Origin of the sequence: Chryseobacterium sp. Chry.R1, from assembly GCF_039645525.1 — a bacterium.
GTDB lineage: Bacteria > Bacteroidota > Bacteroidia > Flavobacteriales > Weeksellaceae > Chryseobacterium > Chryseobacterium proteolyticum.
On the sequence record NZ_CP151793.1, the window covers coordinates 4,041,771 to 4,054,802 of the forward strand.

Below are 13,032 nucleotides of genomic sequence, written 5' to 3' on the forward strand. Positions count from 1 at the left end.
ATGAATTTATCTATTTATTTTAAAAAATTTTTCAACAGCAGTCAATCTTCAGGTATCATCCTTATTTTTTGTGTAACGATTTCTTTATTAATTGCTAACTCGAGCTTAGGAGAAGGATTTCAGAATTTTCTCCACTATGAAATAGGCACTCATCTTTTTCACTTGAAATATCCGATCCATATCTGGATCAATGATGGTCTCATGGCTATTTTTTTCCTTTTGGTAGGCCTCGAAATAAAAAGAGAACTGGTGGAAGGTGAGCTTTCATCTTTTAAAAATGCTTCTCTTCCGATTTTTGCGGCAGTCGGAGGAATGCTTGTTCCCGCAACCATTTATACCCTATTCAACTCAGGAACAGAATTCAGCAATGGATGGGGAATTCCGATGGCTACAGACATAGCCTTCTCGCTTGCGTTGATTTCCATGCTAGGAAGTAAAATTCCTAATTCCATTAAAATTTTCCTAGCTGCTCTGGCTATTGTTGATGATCTGGGAGCGATTTTAGTTATCGCCATATTTTATACAGATCAGATTCAATGGATGTATTTGTTGATCTCTTTCGGAATTGTCGCTTTCTTGTTTCTTTTGAATTTTTTAAAAGTGACGAGGCTTATTTTCTATATTATCCCTGGATTATTTTTGTGGTATTTTCTTCACAATTCAGGAATTCATGCTACCATCGCAGGAGTATTACTGGCTTTGTCTATTCCTACCAATGCATCCAATGTTCAAATTTCTCCTTTGGAAAAATTAGAGCATCATCTTCATATACCTGTAAGCTTTCTAATCATGCCAATATTTGCACTTACAAATACCAATATTGCCTTTCACAGCGGAATGGCAGAAGGGTTGATAAGTACTTTGGGATTAGGGATCATCGGTGGTTTAGTCCTGGGAAAACTAATCGGGATCAATTTATTTTCATTTATTGCCATTAAACTTAGAATAAGTTCACTTCCACACAATAGCACATGGTCGCATATGCTGGGGGTAGGCTTTCTTGCAGGAATTGGTTTTACGATGTCTATTTTTATAGCATTACTATCCTTTAAGGAGCAATTTGAAATCCAGGATGAAGCCAAATTTGCAATCCTGATTGCATCGTTTTTATCAGCTATTTTAGGCGTAATTATATTAAGCCTAAGTGCTAAAAAGAATAAATTTATCGACGACGATAGTGATGAATAATTGCTAACTATAAAAATAAAAAAGAGCATCTTTCAGTGCTCTTTTTTATTGTATTACGGGCAAATGTAAGTGGATATCTTACATAGTCCGTTACAGCAGTAGGTCGTTCCCGGACAATAATCATCCCCGGTTCTGCATGCTAATCCTCCTTTTACGATTTTCAAATCGTTTCTCGTTAATTTTTTGATGTTTTTCATAATAAATTAATTTGGTATTTGTACAAGAATTTCAAATTCTTACTAGTCACTAAATTACCATAAAAATGAATACGAAAAAATATAATCAGGTATTTTTAATTGACCCATAAATAAAATATTAGCTGAATCAATACAATATTGATTGAAGAGAATTCAGATTAGTCTTTTTCGTTCGGGGAATGATCTGCATGCACTTCTTTTCGGAGTTCATCAGCCAGTAATTTTTCTATCCTGAGTTTTCTGATAGCCATATTAAGTTCATTACCAAATAATAGCAGATAAACATTCACATTTACCCATACCATTAAAAGAATCATACTTCCAATGGACCCGTACAGAACATTATAACGGGCGATATCTTTCACATAAATAGCAAATATGTAAGTAGTAAGAACAAAAAGAACAGTCGTTAAAATAGCCCCAGGAACCGCTTGCCTGAATCTGGCAATCTTCACTGTTCCCAACCAGTAAAACATCGCTAATAAAATAAAATAAAAAAGTGGAAAAGATACAAATCCAATAATCTTAGAAAGGTTATTCACCAGCCAGGAAACATTATGGATAGGTGTAAATAGTTTTAAAACTACTTCTACATAATAGACCCCGAAAAGAGCTAAAAAAACTATGGTGATAAAGCCTATGGTAATAAAAAAAGAAAGAATAAACTCTTTTACGTCACTCAGCTTTTCTTCGGAATTTTCATTGAATCCATTGATAAGGGAAAAAGTCCCGTTTGTAGCAAAAACCAGGGCAAGAATAATGGTTAAATTACTGATTCCCCTCATATTTGGAATGATACTTTTCTCAATATAGCCTCTAACATCAGTTTCCATATTGGAAGGGAAAACATTGTGAATCAGCACTTCAAAAATATAAAAATGAAGCTTATCATAATGCGGCATATAAGGTAAAACGGAAAGCAAGAAAAGAAGAAACGGAAATAAACTGATGGTAAAGCTCCATGAAATAGCGGCTGCTTTTCTTCCTATCTTATCCTTAAAAATACCCGAAATATAAATCTGAAACATTTGCCACAGTGATATTCCCAGTAGCGGGATATGGATATCATCTAAGAATTCCTGAATCTTCAGGATAAAATTAGGTGTTTTTATATTCATAATTATTTCAGGATATTATCTATTTTATCAAAATTTCTGTTGACTATTTGTGGCGCATTAAACCTCAGACCAATTCCAGCCCTGAATTGCCATTGTGTAGATGAATACAAATTCGAATTTGAACTATTTACCCAGTTAAGCTGAGTACCGGCTCCAACAAACCATTTTCCGTTATCATATCCGATCCTTACATTGGAATTCATTCCCATATTAAATTCATGAAAGTCTTCATCAATCAGCTTTGAATAATAAAGCTGAGGATAAAATTCAACCACCGCATACCAATTACTATCGATCACTCTTTGTATTCCTGCACCTGTTCTTAATGCCAGCCTTATATCTTTCGTGGCAGAACCTTCTTCCCCGCTTCCTATCACTTCTCCCTTGTATATTGCCCTATCGGAATCTTTCAATATATTATACTGATAAAACAGACCTGTAATAACGACAAAATCATTTTTAGCAGGCTTATAAGTCATATTAGTATAGCTTCTGTAGTTCTCTTTATTTCCGACCCATAAATAACTTGTCTCCCCTTTAAAAGACCTGTAATTAGCATCCGGAAACTGAATATATGCATCCGTGATACTTTCGTCTGAACCATTTAACAAAAGATCTATATACTTCCTGGTATCCCGGAAATACAACCCTTTGATCTGATTATAACCTATCATTTGTCGTAGCTTTGGATTCAGGAAAAAAGCAAAATTCACATTGAAATATTTCGTTTTCCCCTTGATATCATCATCATTATTTATTTTAATCAGTTTAGGTGTAAATGAAATACTGGTATCCAGCCATCTGTACCTTAGAAAAAGCTCAGTGTAAAAAGAATCATTTGGTTTTAGCCTGAAAATTTCTCTTTCATAGCGAAGTCCAAAGGAATTGTTAAGGTAGCTTACGCCTGCAACGAGAGAAATTGTATTATTATCTTCCCTGTACTTCTTATTATACTCATTAACTTCCTGACCATAAGAAGCTAAAGGAAAATATAAAAATAAGTAAGGAATAGATTTTATTTTCATCGTGTGATATTGGCTCCGTAAAAATACAGATTTTTTTAGACTTGATAATGAACCGGAAAATTACACCGGTAGGCAACGACGGGTAAAATGTATCATAGGAACCAGGGAAAATTCCTTAATTTATGAATATCTTTGTCATCCTAAATGTGATTATATCCTATGCGAATAAGTTTACTTTGTATCGGTAAAACAGATGATAAAGAAATTAATTCTTTGATCAATTATTATATTCCCCGCCTTCCTAAACATTGGAATTTTGAAATAACAGAAATTCCTGATGTTAAGAATGCCAAAAATCTCTCTTCAGATCTTCTGAAAAAAGAAGAGTCAAAGCTTTTTATGAATTATATAGATAAAAATGATCTTGTTATTATTCTCGATGAAAAAGGAAAACAGTTTACCAGCAGGGAATTCTCTCAGAAAATAGATACATGGATGAATTTGTCGGTAAAAAAGATCCACATACTAATCGGAGGAGCCTACGGGTTTTCTGAGGAAATATATACCAGAGCCAACGAAAAAATGTCTTTATCTAAAATGACATTTACCCACCAGATGATCCGGTTATTTATCGTTGAACAATTATATCGTGCAGATCAGATTCTACAGGGAAAACCTTATCATAACGATTAAGTTTACTTGGCAGGAGGACATTTCGCAAAATGATCTGCAAGAATTGCTTTTTCGTATCCCAAAGCAACAGCTTTCTCCAGATTGACACAAGCTTCTTTCAGCTTGGCACCGTCAAACAAAATCAGAGATTTTGTTACATAGGACTGAGCAAATTTCGGATCTATGGAAATAGCTTTATTGATATCAGTCAAAGCCTCCTTCTGTTTTTTCATTTTTAAATAGACTTCCGCACGTCCGTTGTATAACAAAGACTCCGGTTTTTCAGAAATGAGCTGATTATAATCTTTTAATGCTCCGTCAAGATCGCCATTATTCTTCTTTAAATTAGCCAATCCCGTTCTTGCAAAAATATTTTCCGGAGCAAAAGATAAAATCTGGTTCAGATCTTTAATAGCCAGTTCTTTCTTTCCCTGGCTGTCATAAATTTTAGACCTTGTCAAATACATATCTACATTTTCAGCATCAATCTGTAATCCTTTATCAATGTATTCAAGGGCTTTCTGTTTATTTCCTTTTTGGCTGTTTACCGATGCCAGATTAGCATATACTGGTGCCGACATTGGATTTGCCCGCAGAGCTGCTTCATACGATTTAAGAGCAAGGCTCGTTTTACCCAATCTCCTTTGGGAAGTCCCCAGATTATTGTAGTACTCCGACTGGTATTTCTGAATCTGTTCTTTTTCGGCTAATTTAGCGTACTGCTCTTCGGCGCACTTATAATCTGCTTTTTTAAAGCATTCTTCCGCTGTTTTTGCGTCCTGGGAATAAAGATTAGCAAATGTAAATGCTAATACTACAAGTAATAAATGTTTTTTCATGAGGTTATCGTTTGTTTGTTGATGACTTTTTTCGCGAGTGCACTAAATATCACTCCCAATAAAAGTCCAACAAACGCCCCCACCAAAATATCTATCGGGAAATGCACTCCTAAATATATACGGCTGTAAGAAACCACTGCAGCCCATACAAATATAGCATAAGGAAACCATCTGAGTTTTTTTCCTAATAAAACACTCAGATATGTAGCTAAAAAGAAAGTATTCGATGCATGAGCAGAATAAAATCCAAATTGTCCGCCACATTTTACGATCCTCATATAATGTTCAAGAGAAGGATCATGGCAAGGTCTTAACCTTTGTACTCCATGCTTAAAGATGCCAGCGACCTGATCGGACACGGTTGTTCCTATAAGTATAAATAAAAGAATAAAAACTAAGGATTTTAACTGGTAATTTTTATAAAGAAAATACAGAAAAATAATATAAAGCGGAACCCAGATCCATGTACTAGAGATAAGCATCCAAAACTGATCAAACGAAGAATTCCCCAAATTATTGAGAAATAAAAAGACATTTTTATCTTCCTGAATGATTTCTTCCATCAGTTATCTGCTTACAGGTCCTTCATAGGTTTCATCTTCAGAAGGCTTTGGCTTTGCAGGCTCAGAAGAAGGTTCGGTAAGAATATCTTTTTCAATATTCTTCATTGGGTTAAAATCTTTAGCAGCATCTTTCACCTTTTCGATCTCACGTTTGATTTCAGAAACAGGGTTATCCGTCTCTTTCATGATCTCGGTTTTAATGTCTTCTACCGCTCCACGCATCTTTCTTACGCCTGCTCCTAAGTCACGCGCTATCTGAGGGAGTTTATCCGGACCGAATAATACAACGATTGCGACTGCAATCAATGCCATTTCTCCAATGCTTAATTCCATGAGGTAAAATTACAAAAGATTATACATATATAATGTAGAAACTTAAAATTTAAACAAATTTTAAGATTTTCCATTTCAAAGCTTTAAATATTTTCAATTCAGGCTTATTAATCCTCTTAATATTCCTGTCTTTTTAAATTAATCAATAATTAATTCTCTCATTAAAGAATTATATGATATTTTTCATTATTTTTATTTCTACACAAACATTAAATATATACTTATGAAAAAATTAGTAACTACCTTCAAGGTTTTTGCCTTGGCAATGGTGCTGTCTTTAACAAGCTGCCAAAATGAAACAACTGAAGTACTTCAGGACAATACCGCAAAAAAAGAATCGGTTTCCGATTTGAAAAAAGTATTAACTCCCTCTTCTCAAACACTCCCAGATATTGTTCAAACACAATTGAGTGATTCGAAAAAAAATCTGGAACAATATCTTAAAAATGATCTTCAGATTACAGGAGTTTCAGTTTTAAGAAAGCTGTCTGATGCAAATGGAATTTCAATTTCCCAAAACCTCATTTCAGATAAAAATACTTATGTGGCGTTTGGTAATATCACAGACCCGGCATCAGTAAAAATAGGCAAAATGACAAATTTTAATTCAGGAGATGAACTATCAGTTACCCAACAAAGCCTGAAGGATGTCATTACTCAGGAGGTAAAACCAAATACAGAAGTACTTGAAATTACATGGAACCATAAGGGAGAGCAATTTACTTCATTATGTTTCTATAATACCAACGGAATTATCTGGGATAATGTGTTAGGAGGCCTGGTAATGATGGATAGAGGAAGTAACGTAGAAGCCTCTAATGACAATCAGGCAAAGGTACTTTCGAAGTGGTATAAAGAATGGTGGACGGCAAAATGGCTATGGGGATCCAAAAGAGGAGAAATCGGATATAAGATCACGATTTATTATAATGGATCTACCGTATCTAATACTGATGTAAGTGATTGGGGCAATATCAGTTTAGGAAAAGCAAAAAGCGAAAGCAAAATATTAAAGAGAACCGGAGCTTACGGACAATGCAGATATGCACTTGGATTATGTACACCGACAGGTTCTTTAAGCTTTAATTCAAATAACTTTACCGTATCATTTTCCGGTTTGGGAAGTAATATCGTAAGTAACGGAACAAAGTCCCTTTATCCTTAATCAATACATAGACTAAAAAAATAAAGCAGGATACCAATAATGATATCCTGCTTTTTTATTTAAAATAATTTACTTTTTAATTTCTCTATTTTTCTCGAATGCATAATATGAAATAACCACACTTACCGCCATGAGAAGGAAAGCTAAAAAGAAAGGTGCTCCTGAAAACTTAAATGGCGCCTCATCATGGGTAAAGTAATAAAACAGGTTTGTCATCATAGGAGGGCCTACAATTGCCGTAGCACTCATCAGGCTTGTTAAAGCGCCCTGCAATTCTCCTTGTTCATTAGAAGGGACACTTTTTGTAATCACAGATTGAAGTGCAGGACCACAAATTCCTCCTAAACAATAAGGAATAAGGAATGCAAACATCATCCACCCTTCTGTAGCAAATGCAAACAATAACATTCCGATGGCATACAAGGCCAATCCGTAATAAATACTTTTCTGCTCTCCTAATCTTGGAGTTGTCCAACGGATCAAACCTCCCTGTACAAGTCCGACCAATAATCCTACTGCTCCGAGAGATAATCCAACCATCCTTTCCGTCCAGCTGAATTTATACATCGTATAAAAACTCCAGTTGCTCTGTACAGCATGACCTGCAATATAAATCAAAATTAAAGACACGATCAATCCAGAAATTTCAGGATGCTTACCTAAAAACTTAAATGATCCCACAGGGTTGGCACGCTTCCAACTGAATTCTCTTCTCTTATCTTTATCTAAACTTTCTGGAAGAATAAAATATCCGTAAAGAAAATTGAGCAGGCATAAACCGGCCGCAGCGTAGAATGGAACTCTTGAGCCATAATGCCCCAGAACACCTCCCAGCACAGGTCCAATAATGAATCCCAAACCAAAAGCTGCTCCTATCAGACCAAAGTTTTTAGCCCTGTCCGCGTCAGTAGAGATATCAGCGATGTATGCACTTGCAGTGGTTACGCTCGCTCCTGTGATTCCGGCTATAATTCTTCCTAGGAATAACCACCAGATACTTGGAGCTAAAGCCAGTAAAACATAATCTATTGAAAATCCAAAAAGCGAAATGAGGATAATGGGTCTTCTTCCGTATTTATCACTGAGATTTCCTACTACCGGGGAAAATATAAACTGTGTAAACGCATAGGCGAAACCAAGCCATCCACCATATTTTGCGGCCTCACTGATGTCTGCATGAATCAGTTCCTCAATTAATTTAGGAACAACGGGAATAATGATCCCCCATCCGGTGATATCAATCAGGAGCGTTATAAAAATAAAGCTCATGGCGGCTTTTTTCCTTGAATTTTCCATAATTGTGCAAAATTAATGAAATATAGAAGTATAATGATTCTAAATTGTGAAGATTTAATAATGATAATTGATTATCAAGGATTGAATAGTAGGTCGGATTTACAGCTTAACATTTAATTATTCAAACAATTTTCTTTCCTTAGATTTAAACCAATAAAAAAATAGCCTTTCGAAATGAAAGGCTATTTTTTTATTTATTGTAGTATAATTATTTTGAAGCAAGGACTTCTTTATTCGAAGTCGTTTTTCCATGTACTCCTTCTTCTTTCCCTGACTTAAGGAAGTCATAAGCAATAGCCGAAGCAACAAATATGGATGAATAGGTACCGAAACCAATACCAATTAGCATCGCAAACATAAATCCTCTCAGATTATCTCCACCAAAGATAAAGATTGCTAAAATTACAAGGATTGTTGTAAATGAGGTATTGAATGTTCTACCCAATGTACTTGAAATTGAATCATCAAATAAACCTGCCAATGTTAAAGATTTCTTCTCTCTCAAATATTCCCTGATTCTATCGAAGATAATCACGGTGTCATTGATTGAGTACCCTAATACGGTAAGGATTGCAGCAATGAAATCCTGGTTGATTTCCATATTGAAAGGCATGAATTTATGCAGCAATGAATAAGCTCCCAGAATGATAATCGCATCGTGGAACAATGCAGCAACAGCACCCAGAGAGAATTGCCATTTTCTAAATCTGATAAGGATATAGATAAAGATACCTCCTAAAGCAGCAACAACTGCAAGAATACCGTGGGTTTTGATGTCATCTGCTACAGTAGGACCTACTTTCTCAGAAGAGATAATTCCGGCATGGTCTTTATCCGCAGATTTAAAATCGTGAAGTGAAATATTAGTCGGTAAATTCCCTTTTAATCCTTCATATAATTTTTGCTCAACAGTCTGGTCAGCCTTAAGCGATTCATCATCAATAAGGTAATCTGTAGAGATTTTCAATTGTTTAGAGTTACCAAAGGTCTTAGCCTCAACAGAAGAGTTCTTACCATCTTCTGTTTTAAACATTTTTACCAGATTCTGTTCGATATCTTCAGCATTAACATCTTTATCAAACCTTACCACGTAGTTTCTACCACCAGTGAAGTCAATTCCATACTTAAATCCTTGAGTTGCAATAGATCCGATGCAGATAACAGTTAATATAGCAGAAATGATATACGCATATTTTCTTTTCCCAATAAAATCAATCCACGTATTTCTGAACAGATTTTTTGTCGGAGCTGTCCATACAGAAAGGTGTTTTCCTTTATTCAGTCTGTTGAAGATCATTACTCTTGAAAGCAATACAGAAGTAAATAAAGTCATTGCAATACCAATCATTAGTGTTAAAGCAAATCCTTTAATAGGTCCCGTTCCGAAGAAGAATAACACCACTGCCGTTAGGAATGTTGTCGAGTGACCATCAATAATGGCATTTAATGCATGTTTGAAACCATCTTTGTAGGCCTCCAAGATACTTTTTCCGGCAAATAGTTCTTCTTTGGTTCTTTCGTAGATAATTACGTTCGTATCCACGGCCATTGCCATTGTAAGAACGATACCTGCAATACCTGGAAGAGTAAGCGTAAAGTCTCCGGAATCCATAATTCCGAAAATGTAGAATAAGTTAATAACCATTGCAATTACAGCGTACACTCCCGCACCACCATAATAGAAAATGATATAAACGATGATGATTAAAAATGCAATAGCGAATGAAATCATCCCTGCATTAATAGATTCCTGTCCTAGAGACGGTCCTACCTGTGTAGCCTGAACTACTTTAGCTCCTGCCGGTAATTTACCTGCTCCTAAAACGTCTACCAGTTCTTTAGCTTCTTCCTGAGAGAAGTTACCGGAGATCTGAGTTCTACCGTTAGGAATAGCATTTACTACGTTCGGGGCAGTATATACTCTGTTATCAAGAGTTACAGCAACCGGTTTATTAACGTTTTTCTCTGTTAATGTTTTCCATTCTTTAGCCCCTTTAGAATCCATCTGCATATCAACTACTACTCTTCCCAGCTCATCATAGCTGATGTTAGCAGTTTCAACAGCTCCGTCTACTGGTGCTTTTTGGTTGATGTTTCCTCTTATGGCATACAATACAAGGCTCTCAGCATCTGTAGCTTCTGGTTTGTACCCCCACATGAATTGGGTATATTTAATGTTAGCCGGACGTAATGCCTGAGCCACTTTGCTGTTTAAAATTTTATTTACAACTGCAGTATCAGACAATTTAATGTTAGCAACTCCGTTGGTTCTTAACTTGTCTAAATGTAAAAGGTTCATGAAGTTCACATTCTTTGCAACTCCCATAGAATCTCCTTTTGCTGCAACCACACTTGTTAAAGTCTGAAAATAAGGTGCAATTTCAGGAACCTGCTGTACTTCCCAAAACTGAAGTTTTGCTGAAGTCTGAAGCATTTCCTTTACTTTATCGATGTCTTTCATACCAGGCATTTCAACAGAAATTCTCGCTGTTCCCGGTACTCTCTGAACATTCGGCTGTACAGCCCCCATTTTATCAATTCTGGTTCTGATAACCTCAAAAGCAGTACCTACAGAAGCATCAATTCTTCTTTTAACGATACTTTTTACCTGCTCATCAGTAGTATTATACTTAATCTCAGTAAGATTAGTGTTTCCGAATATTTCCGGATCTGCAAGTTTAAGATTGGTTCCTTTTGCTTTGTTTATGGCATCAAACTGATCGAAAAAATTATCTACATAAGATTTAGTAGAATTCTTCTGAACCTCATCAGTTTTATTTAAAGCTTCGATTAGAACAGGATTAGAAGAGTAATTCGTTAAATCACTCACCAAATCTCTTTGGTTGATCTCCAAAAGAACGTTGATCCCTCCTTTCAAGTCAAGACCAAGTTTCATTTCTTTGTCTTTCGCTTTAGAATAATAAAGCTTCGTATAACCAAGATTAAGAGTATCTTCCTTTATTCGCTTGATCTCTTTCTCGTTTCCGTTCGCAGCTTCAATCTGCGATTCAATTTTGCTGGCGTACCAGGTTGGTATAAGCTCATTTAAGCAAATCAACCCCAGTACAATAGCAACAATTGTAATAAGTCCTTTTCCTTGCATTTTGTTATAACTACGTTAAATTAAGTCGGCAAATATAATGATTTTCTTTATATTTTATGAACTTTCAATAACAGAAATGGTTTATTTTCAGATATATCGACAATATGACTTCCATTTAAGATTTATCAATTTTAAAAGCTTATTTTAATGAAGTTTATAAAGTTTAATTGGTATGAAATTTTCATTATGAATACAATACACTAAATATCAAAATATTATGAAAATTTTACTTTTTGTGATAGGGATTTTTTCTTCCCTATTTCTTAATTCCCAGACAATTAATCTGGTAGAATTTGCCACCGGGCTCACGAGTCCGGTCGAAATTACAAATGCCAATGATAGCAGGCTTTTCGTAGTACAACAGAACGGAATCATTAAAATTATTCAACCTTCCGGGACTATTAATGCGACTAACTTCTTAAACATTAGCAGCAAAGTTTTGTATGGTGGAGAAAGAGGACTTTTAGGATTGGCTTTCCATCCCCAGTATGCAACAAATGGTTATTTCTTTGTGTATTACAACAATGCAACCAACGGGAACATTACTGTTGCCAGATATACCGTAAGCAGCACTGATCCGAATGTAGCCGATGCAAGCTCTGAAAAAATAATACTCAATATCCCAAAGCCTTTCGATAATCATAATGGAGGAAGCATTCATTTTGCGCCTGACGGCAAATTATGGATGGTAACCGGAGACGGAGGTAGCGGTGGAGACCCCAACAATAATGCACAAAATAAAAACTCACTGCTGGGTAAAATGCTGCGCCTCGATATTAACTCCACCAATGCCTATAATATACCTCCTGACAATCCATTTGTGGGTATAGATGGAGCTGATGAAATATGGGCATATGGCCTTCGGAACGCCTGGAAGTTTTCCTTTGATCTCACCACAGGAAATGCCATGATTGCAGATGTGGGTCAGGGACAGATTGAAGAAATCAACAAAAATCCGATTACCCAGGCCGGAATTAATTATGGATGGAGATGTTATGAAGGAAATACGGCCTATAATATCGGTGGATGTGCAGCTGCTTCGACAATGACTTTTCCGGTTGCCGTATATGACCACTCTGGTGGAAAATGCTCTATAACTGGAGGTTATGTTTACCGTGGAACTCTTTACCCTGCATTACAGGGAAAATATTTTTTCGCAGATTATTGCTCCAACCAGATCGGAATGTTGAGCTCTGATAATTCCATAACATGGACGACATCCTACTCTGGAAATGGTTTCTCAACTTTTGGACAAGATAACCAGAATGGTCTCTATGTTGCCGGTGTTAATAGCGGAAAGATTTACAAAATTACAAGCGGAACACTCTCAACACAGGAAAATAATAATTTAGCTAAAATAAAGGTATATCCAAATCCTGCTTCTAAAAAAGTATTCATTGACGGTATTAAAGACCAGAAACTTTCAGTAGAGATCATTAACTCTGAAGGCAGGCTAATGAATCAGCTAAAAATTGGTAATGATAACAGTATTGATATTTCAGGTCTTAGCCCGGGAGTATACTACATCAATTTAAAGTCAGGAGAATTAAAATCCTATAGTCAAAAGCTAATTATTCAATAATGTTAACGAAA

12 protein-coding genes are annotated in these 13,032 nt (G+C 35.7%); 4 read left to right on the plus strand and 8 right to left on the minus strand.

The window, feature by feature from the left end; translation table 11 throughout:
* Positions 1 to 1,188, plus strand: coding sequence for a Na+/H+ antiporter NhaA (gene nhaA, locus AAEU33_RS18050; protein WP_345989427.1), 1,188 nt, complete (start codon positions 1 to 3; stop codon positions 1,186 to 1,188).
* 53 nt (positions 1,189 to 1,241) lie between these two features.
* On the opposite strand, the gene AAEU33_RS18055 is transcribed toward nhaA, so the two are convergent.
* From AAEU33_RS18055 to AAEU33_RS18065, 3 genes are all read right to left on the minus strand, one after another.
* Positions 1,242 to 1,385, minus strand: coding sequence for a hypothetical protein (locus AAEU33_RS18055; protein ID WP_172277855.1), 144 nt, complete (start codon positions 1,383 to 1,385; stop codon positions 1,242 to 1,244).
* A gap of 158 nt (positions 1,386 to 1,543) precedes the next feature.
* Positions 1,544 to 2,503 (minus strand): YihY/virulence factor BrkB family protein, encoded by a 960-nt coding sequence (locus AAEU33_RS18060; RefSeq protein ID WP_345989429.1) that lies wholly within the window; start codon positions 2,501 to 2,503, stop codon positions 1,544 to 1,546.
* Between the two features lie 2 nt (positions 2,504 to 2,505).
* Positions 2,506 to 3,528, minus strand: a complete 1,023-nt coding sequence (locus AAEU33_RS18065) for a DUF4421 family protein (protein ID WP_273647549.1) — start codon at positions 3,526 to 3,528, stop codon at positions 2,506 to 2,508.
* A 159-nt stretch (positions 3,529 to 3,687) separates the two neighbouring features.
* On the opposite strand from AAEU33_RS18065, the gene AAEU33_RS18070 reads away from it, so the two are divergent.
* Entirely contained in the window at positions 3,688 to 4,161 is a 474-nt protein-coding gene (locus AAEU33_RS18070) for a 23S rRNA (pseudouridine(1915)-N(3))-methyltransferase RlmH (RefSeq protein WP_345989432.1), read from the plus strand.
* Between the two features lie 2 nt (positions 4,162 to 4,163).
* Here AAEU33_RS18070 and AAEU33_RS18075 read toward each other — a convergent pair whose 3' ends face one another.
* From AAEU33_RS18075 to AAEU33_RS18085, 3 genes are read right to left on the minus strand one after another with little or no spacing between them, the layout of a single operon-like run.
* The gene (locus AAEU33_RS18075; RefSeq protein WP_345989434.1) at positions 4,164 to 4,979 is read right to left on the minus strand and encodes a tetratricopeptide repeat protein; all 816 of its coding nucleotides are present in this window, start codon (positions 4,977 to 4,979) and stop codon (positions 4,164 to 4,166) included.
* Entirely contained in the window at positions 4,976 to 5,542 is a 567-nt protein-coding gene (locus tag AAEU33_RS18080; RefSeq protein ID WP_345989436.1) for a phosphatase PAP2 family protein, read from the minus strand. The genes AAEU33_RS18075 and AAEU33_RS18080 overlap by 4 nt, the downstream gene beginning before the upstream one ends.
* A gap of 3 nt (positions 5,543 to 5,545) precedes the next feature.
* Positions 5,546 to 5,875, minus strand: coding sequence for a twin-arginine translocase TatA/TatE family subunit (locus tag AAEU33_RS18085; protein WP_172277843.1), 330 nt, complete (start codon positions 5,873 to 5,875; stop codon positions 5,546 to 5,548).
* A gap of 223 nt (positions 5,876 to 6,098) precedes the next feature.
* Between AAEU33_RS18085 and AAEU33_RS18090 the strand changes: the two genes are divergently transcribed.
* Positions 6,099 to 7,040 (plus strand): hypothetical protein, encoded by a 942-nt coding sequence (locus tag AAEU33_RS18090; RefSeq protein ID WP_345989438.1) that lies wholly within the window; start codon positions 6,099 to 6,101, stop codon positions 7,038 to 7,040.
* A gap of 69 nt (positions 7,041 to 7,109) precedes the next feature.
* Here the strand turns inward: AAEU33_RS18090 and AAEU33_RS18095 are convergent, their stop codons facing one another.
* Together AAEU33_RS18095 and secD are read right to left on the minus strand one after the other, a co-directional pair.
* Entirely contained in the window at positions 7,110 to 8,336 is a 1,227-nt protein-coding gene (locus AAEU33_RS18095) for a TCR/Tet family MFS transporter (protein ID WP_172277839.1), read from the minus strand.
* 208 nt (positions 8,337 to 8,544) lie between these two features.
* Positions 8,545 to 11,439 carry a protein translocase subunit SecD gene (gene secD / locus AAEU33_RS18100; protein ID WP_345989441.1) on the minus strand — a complete coding sequence of 965 codons (2,895 nt, stop codon included), beginning with the start codon at positions 11,437 to 11,439 and terminating at the stop codon, positions 8,545 to 8,547.
* A 217-nt stretch (positions 11,440 to 11,656) separates the two neighbouring features.
* Between secD and AAEU33_RS18105 the strand changes: the two genes are divergently transcribed.
* Positions 11,657 to 13,021 carry a PQQ-dependent sugar dehydrogenase gene (locus tag AAEU33_RS18105; protein WP_345989443.1) on the plus strand — a complete coding sequence of 455 codons (1,365 nt, stop codon included), beginning with the start codon at positions 11,657 to 11,659 and terminating at the stop codon, positions 13,019 to 13,021.
* Positions 13,022 to 13,032 lie beyond the last annotated feature (11 nt).

Bases quoted from the DNA above. Each gene is read 5' to 3' on its own strand.
- nhaA (WP_345989427.1), top strand. From the start codon at position 1: ATGAATTTATCTATTTATTTTAAAAAATTTTTCAACAGCAGTCAATCT.
- AAEU33_RS18055 (WP_172277855.1), bottom strand. From the start codon at position 1,385: ATGAAAAACATCAAAAAATTAACGAGAAACGATTTGAAAATCGTAAAA.
- AAEU33_RS18060 (WP_345989429.1), bottom strand. From the start codon at position 2,503: ATGAATATAAAAACACCTAATTTTATCCTGAAGATTCAGGAATTCTTA.
- AAEU33_RS18065 (WP_273647549.1), bottom strand. From the start codon at position 3,528: ATGAAAATAAAATCTATTCCTTACTTATTTTTATATTTTCCTTTAGCT.
- AAEU33_RS18070 (WP_345989432.1), top strand. From the start codon at position 3,688: ATGCGAATAAGTTTACTTTGTATCGGTAAAACAGATGATAAAGAAATT.
- AAEU33_RS18075 (WP_345989434.1), bottom strand. From the start codon at position 4,979: ATGAAAAAACATTTATTACTTGTAGTATTAGCATTTACATTTGCTAAT.
- AAEU33_RS18080 (WP_345989436.1), bottom strand. From the start codon at position 5,542: ATGGAAGAAATCATTCAGGAAGATAAAAATGTCTTTTTATTTCTCAAT.
- AAEU33_RS18085 (WP_172277843.1), bottom strand. From the start codon at position 5,875: ATGGAATTAAGCATTGGAGAAATGGCATTGATTGCAGTCGCAATCGTT.
- AAEU33_RS18090 (WP_345989438.1), top strand. From the start codon at position 6,099: ATGAAAAAATTAGTAACTACCTTCAAGGTTTTTGCCTTGGCAATGGTG.
- AAEU33_RS18095 (WP_172277839.1), bottom strand. From the start codon at position 8,336: ATGGAAAATTCAAGGAAAAAAGCCGCCATGAGCTTTATTTTTATAACG.
- secD (WP_345989441.1), bottom strand. From the start codon at position 11,439: ATGCAAGGAAAAGGACTTATTACAATTGTTGCTATTGTACTGGGGTTG.
- AAEU33_RS18105 (WP_345989443.1), top strand. From the start codon at position 11,657: ATGAAAATTTTACTTTTTGTGATAGGGATTTTTTCTTCCCTATTTCTT.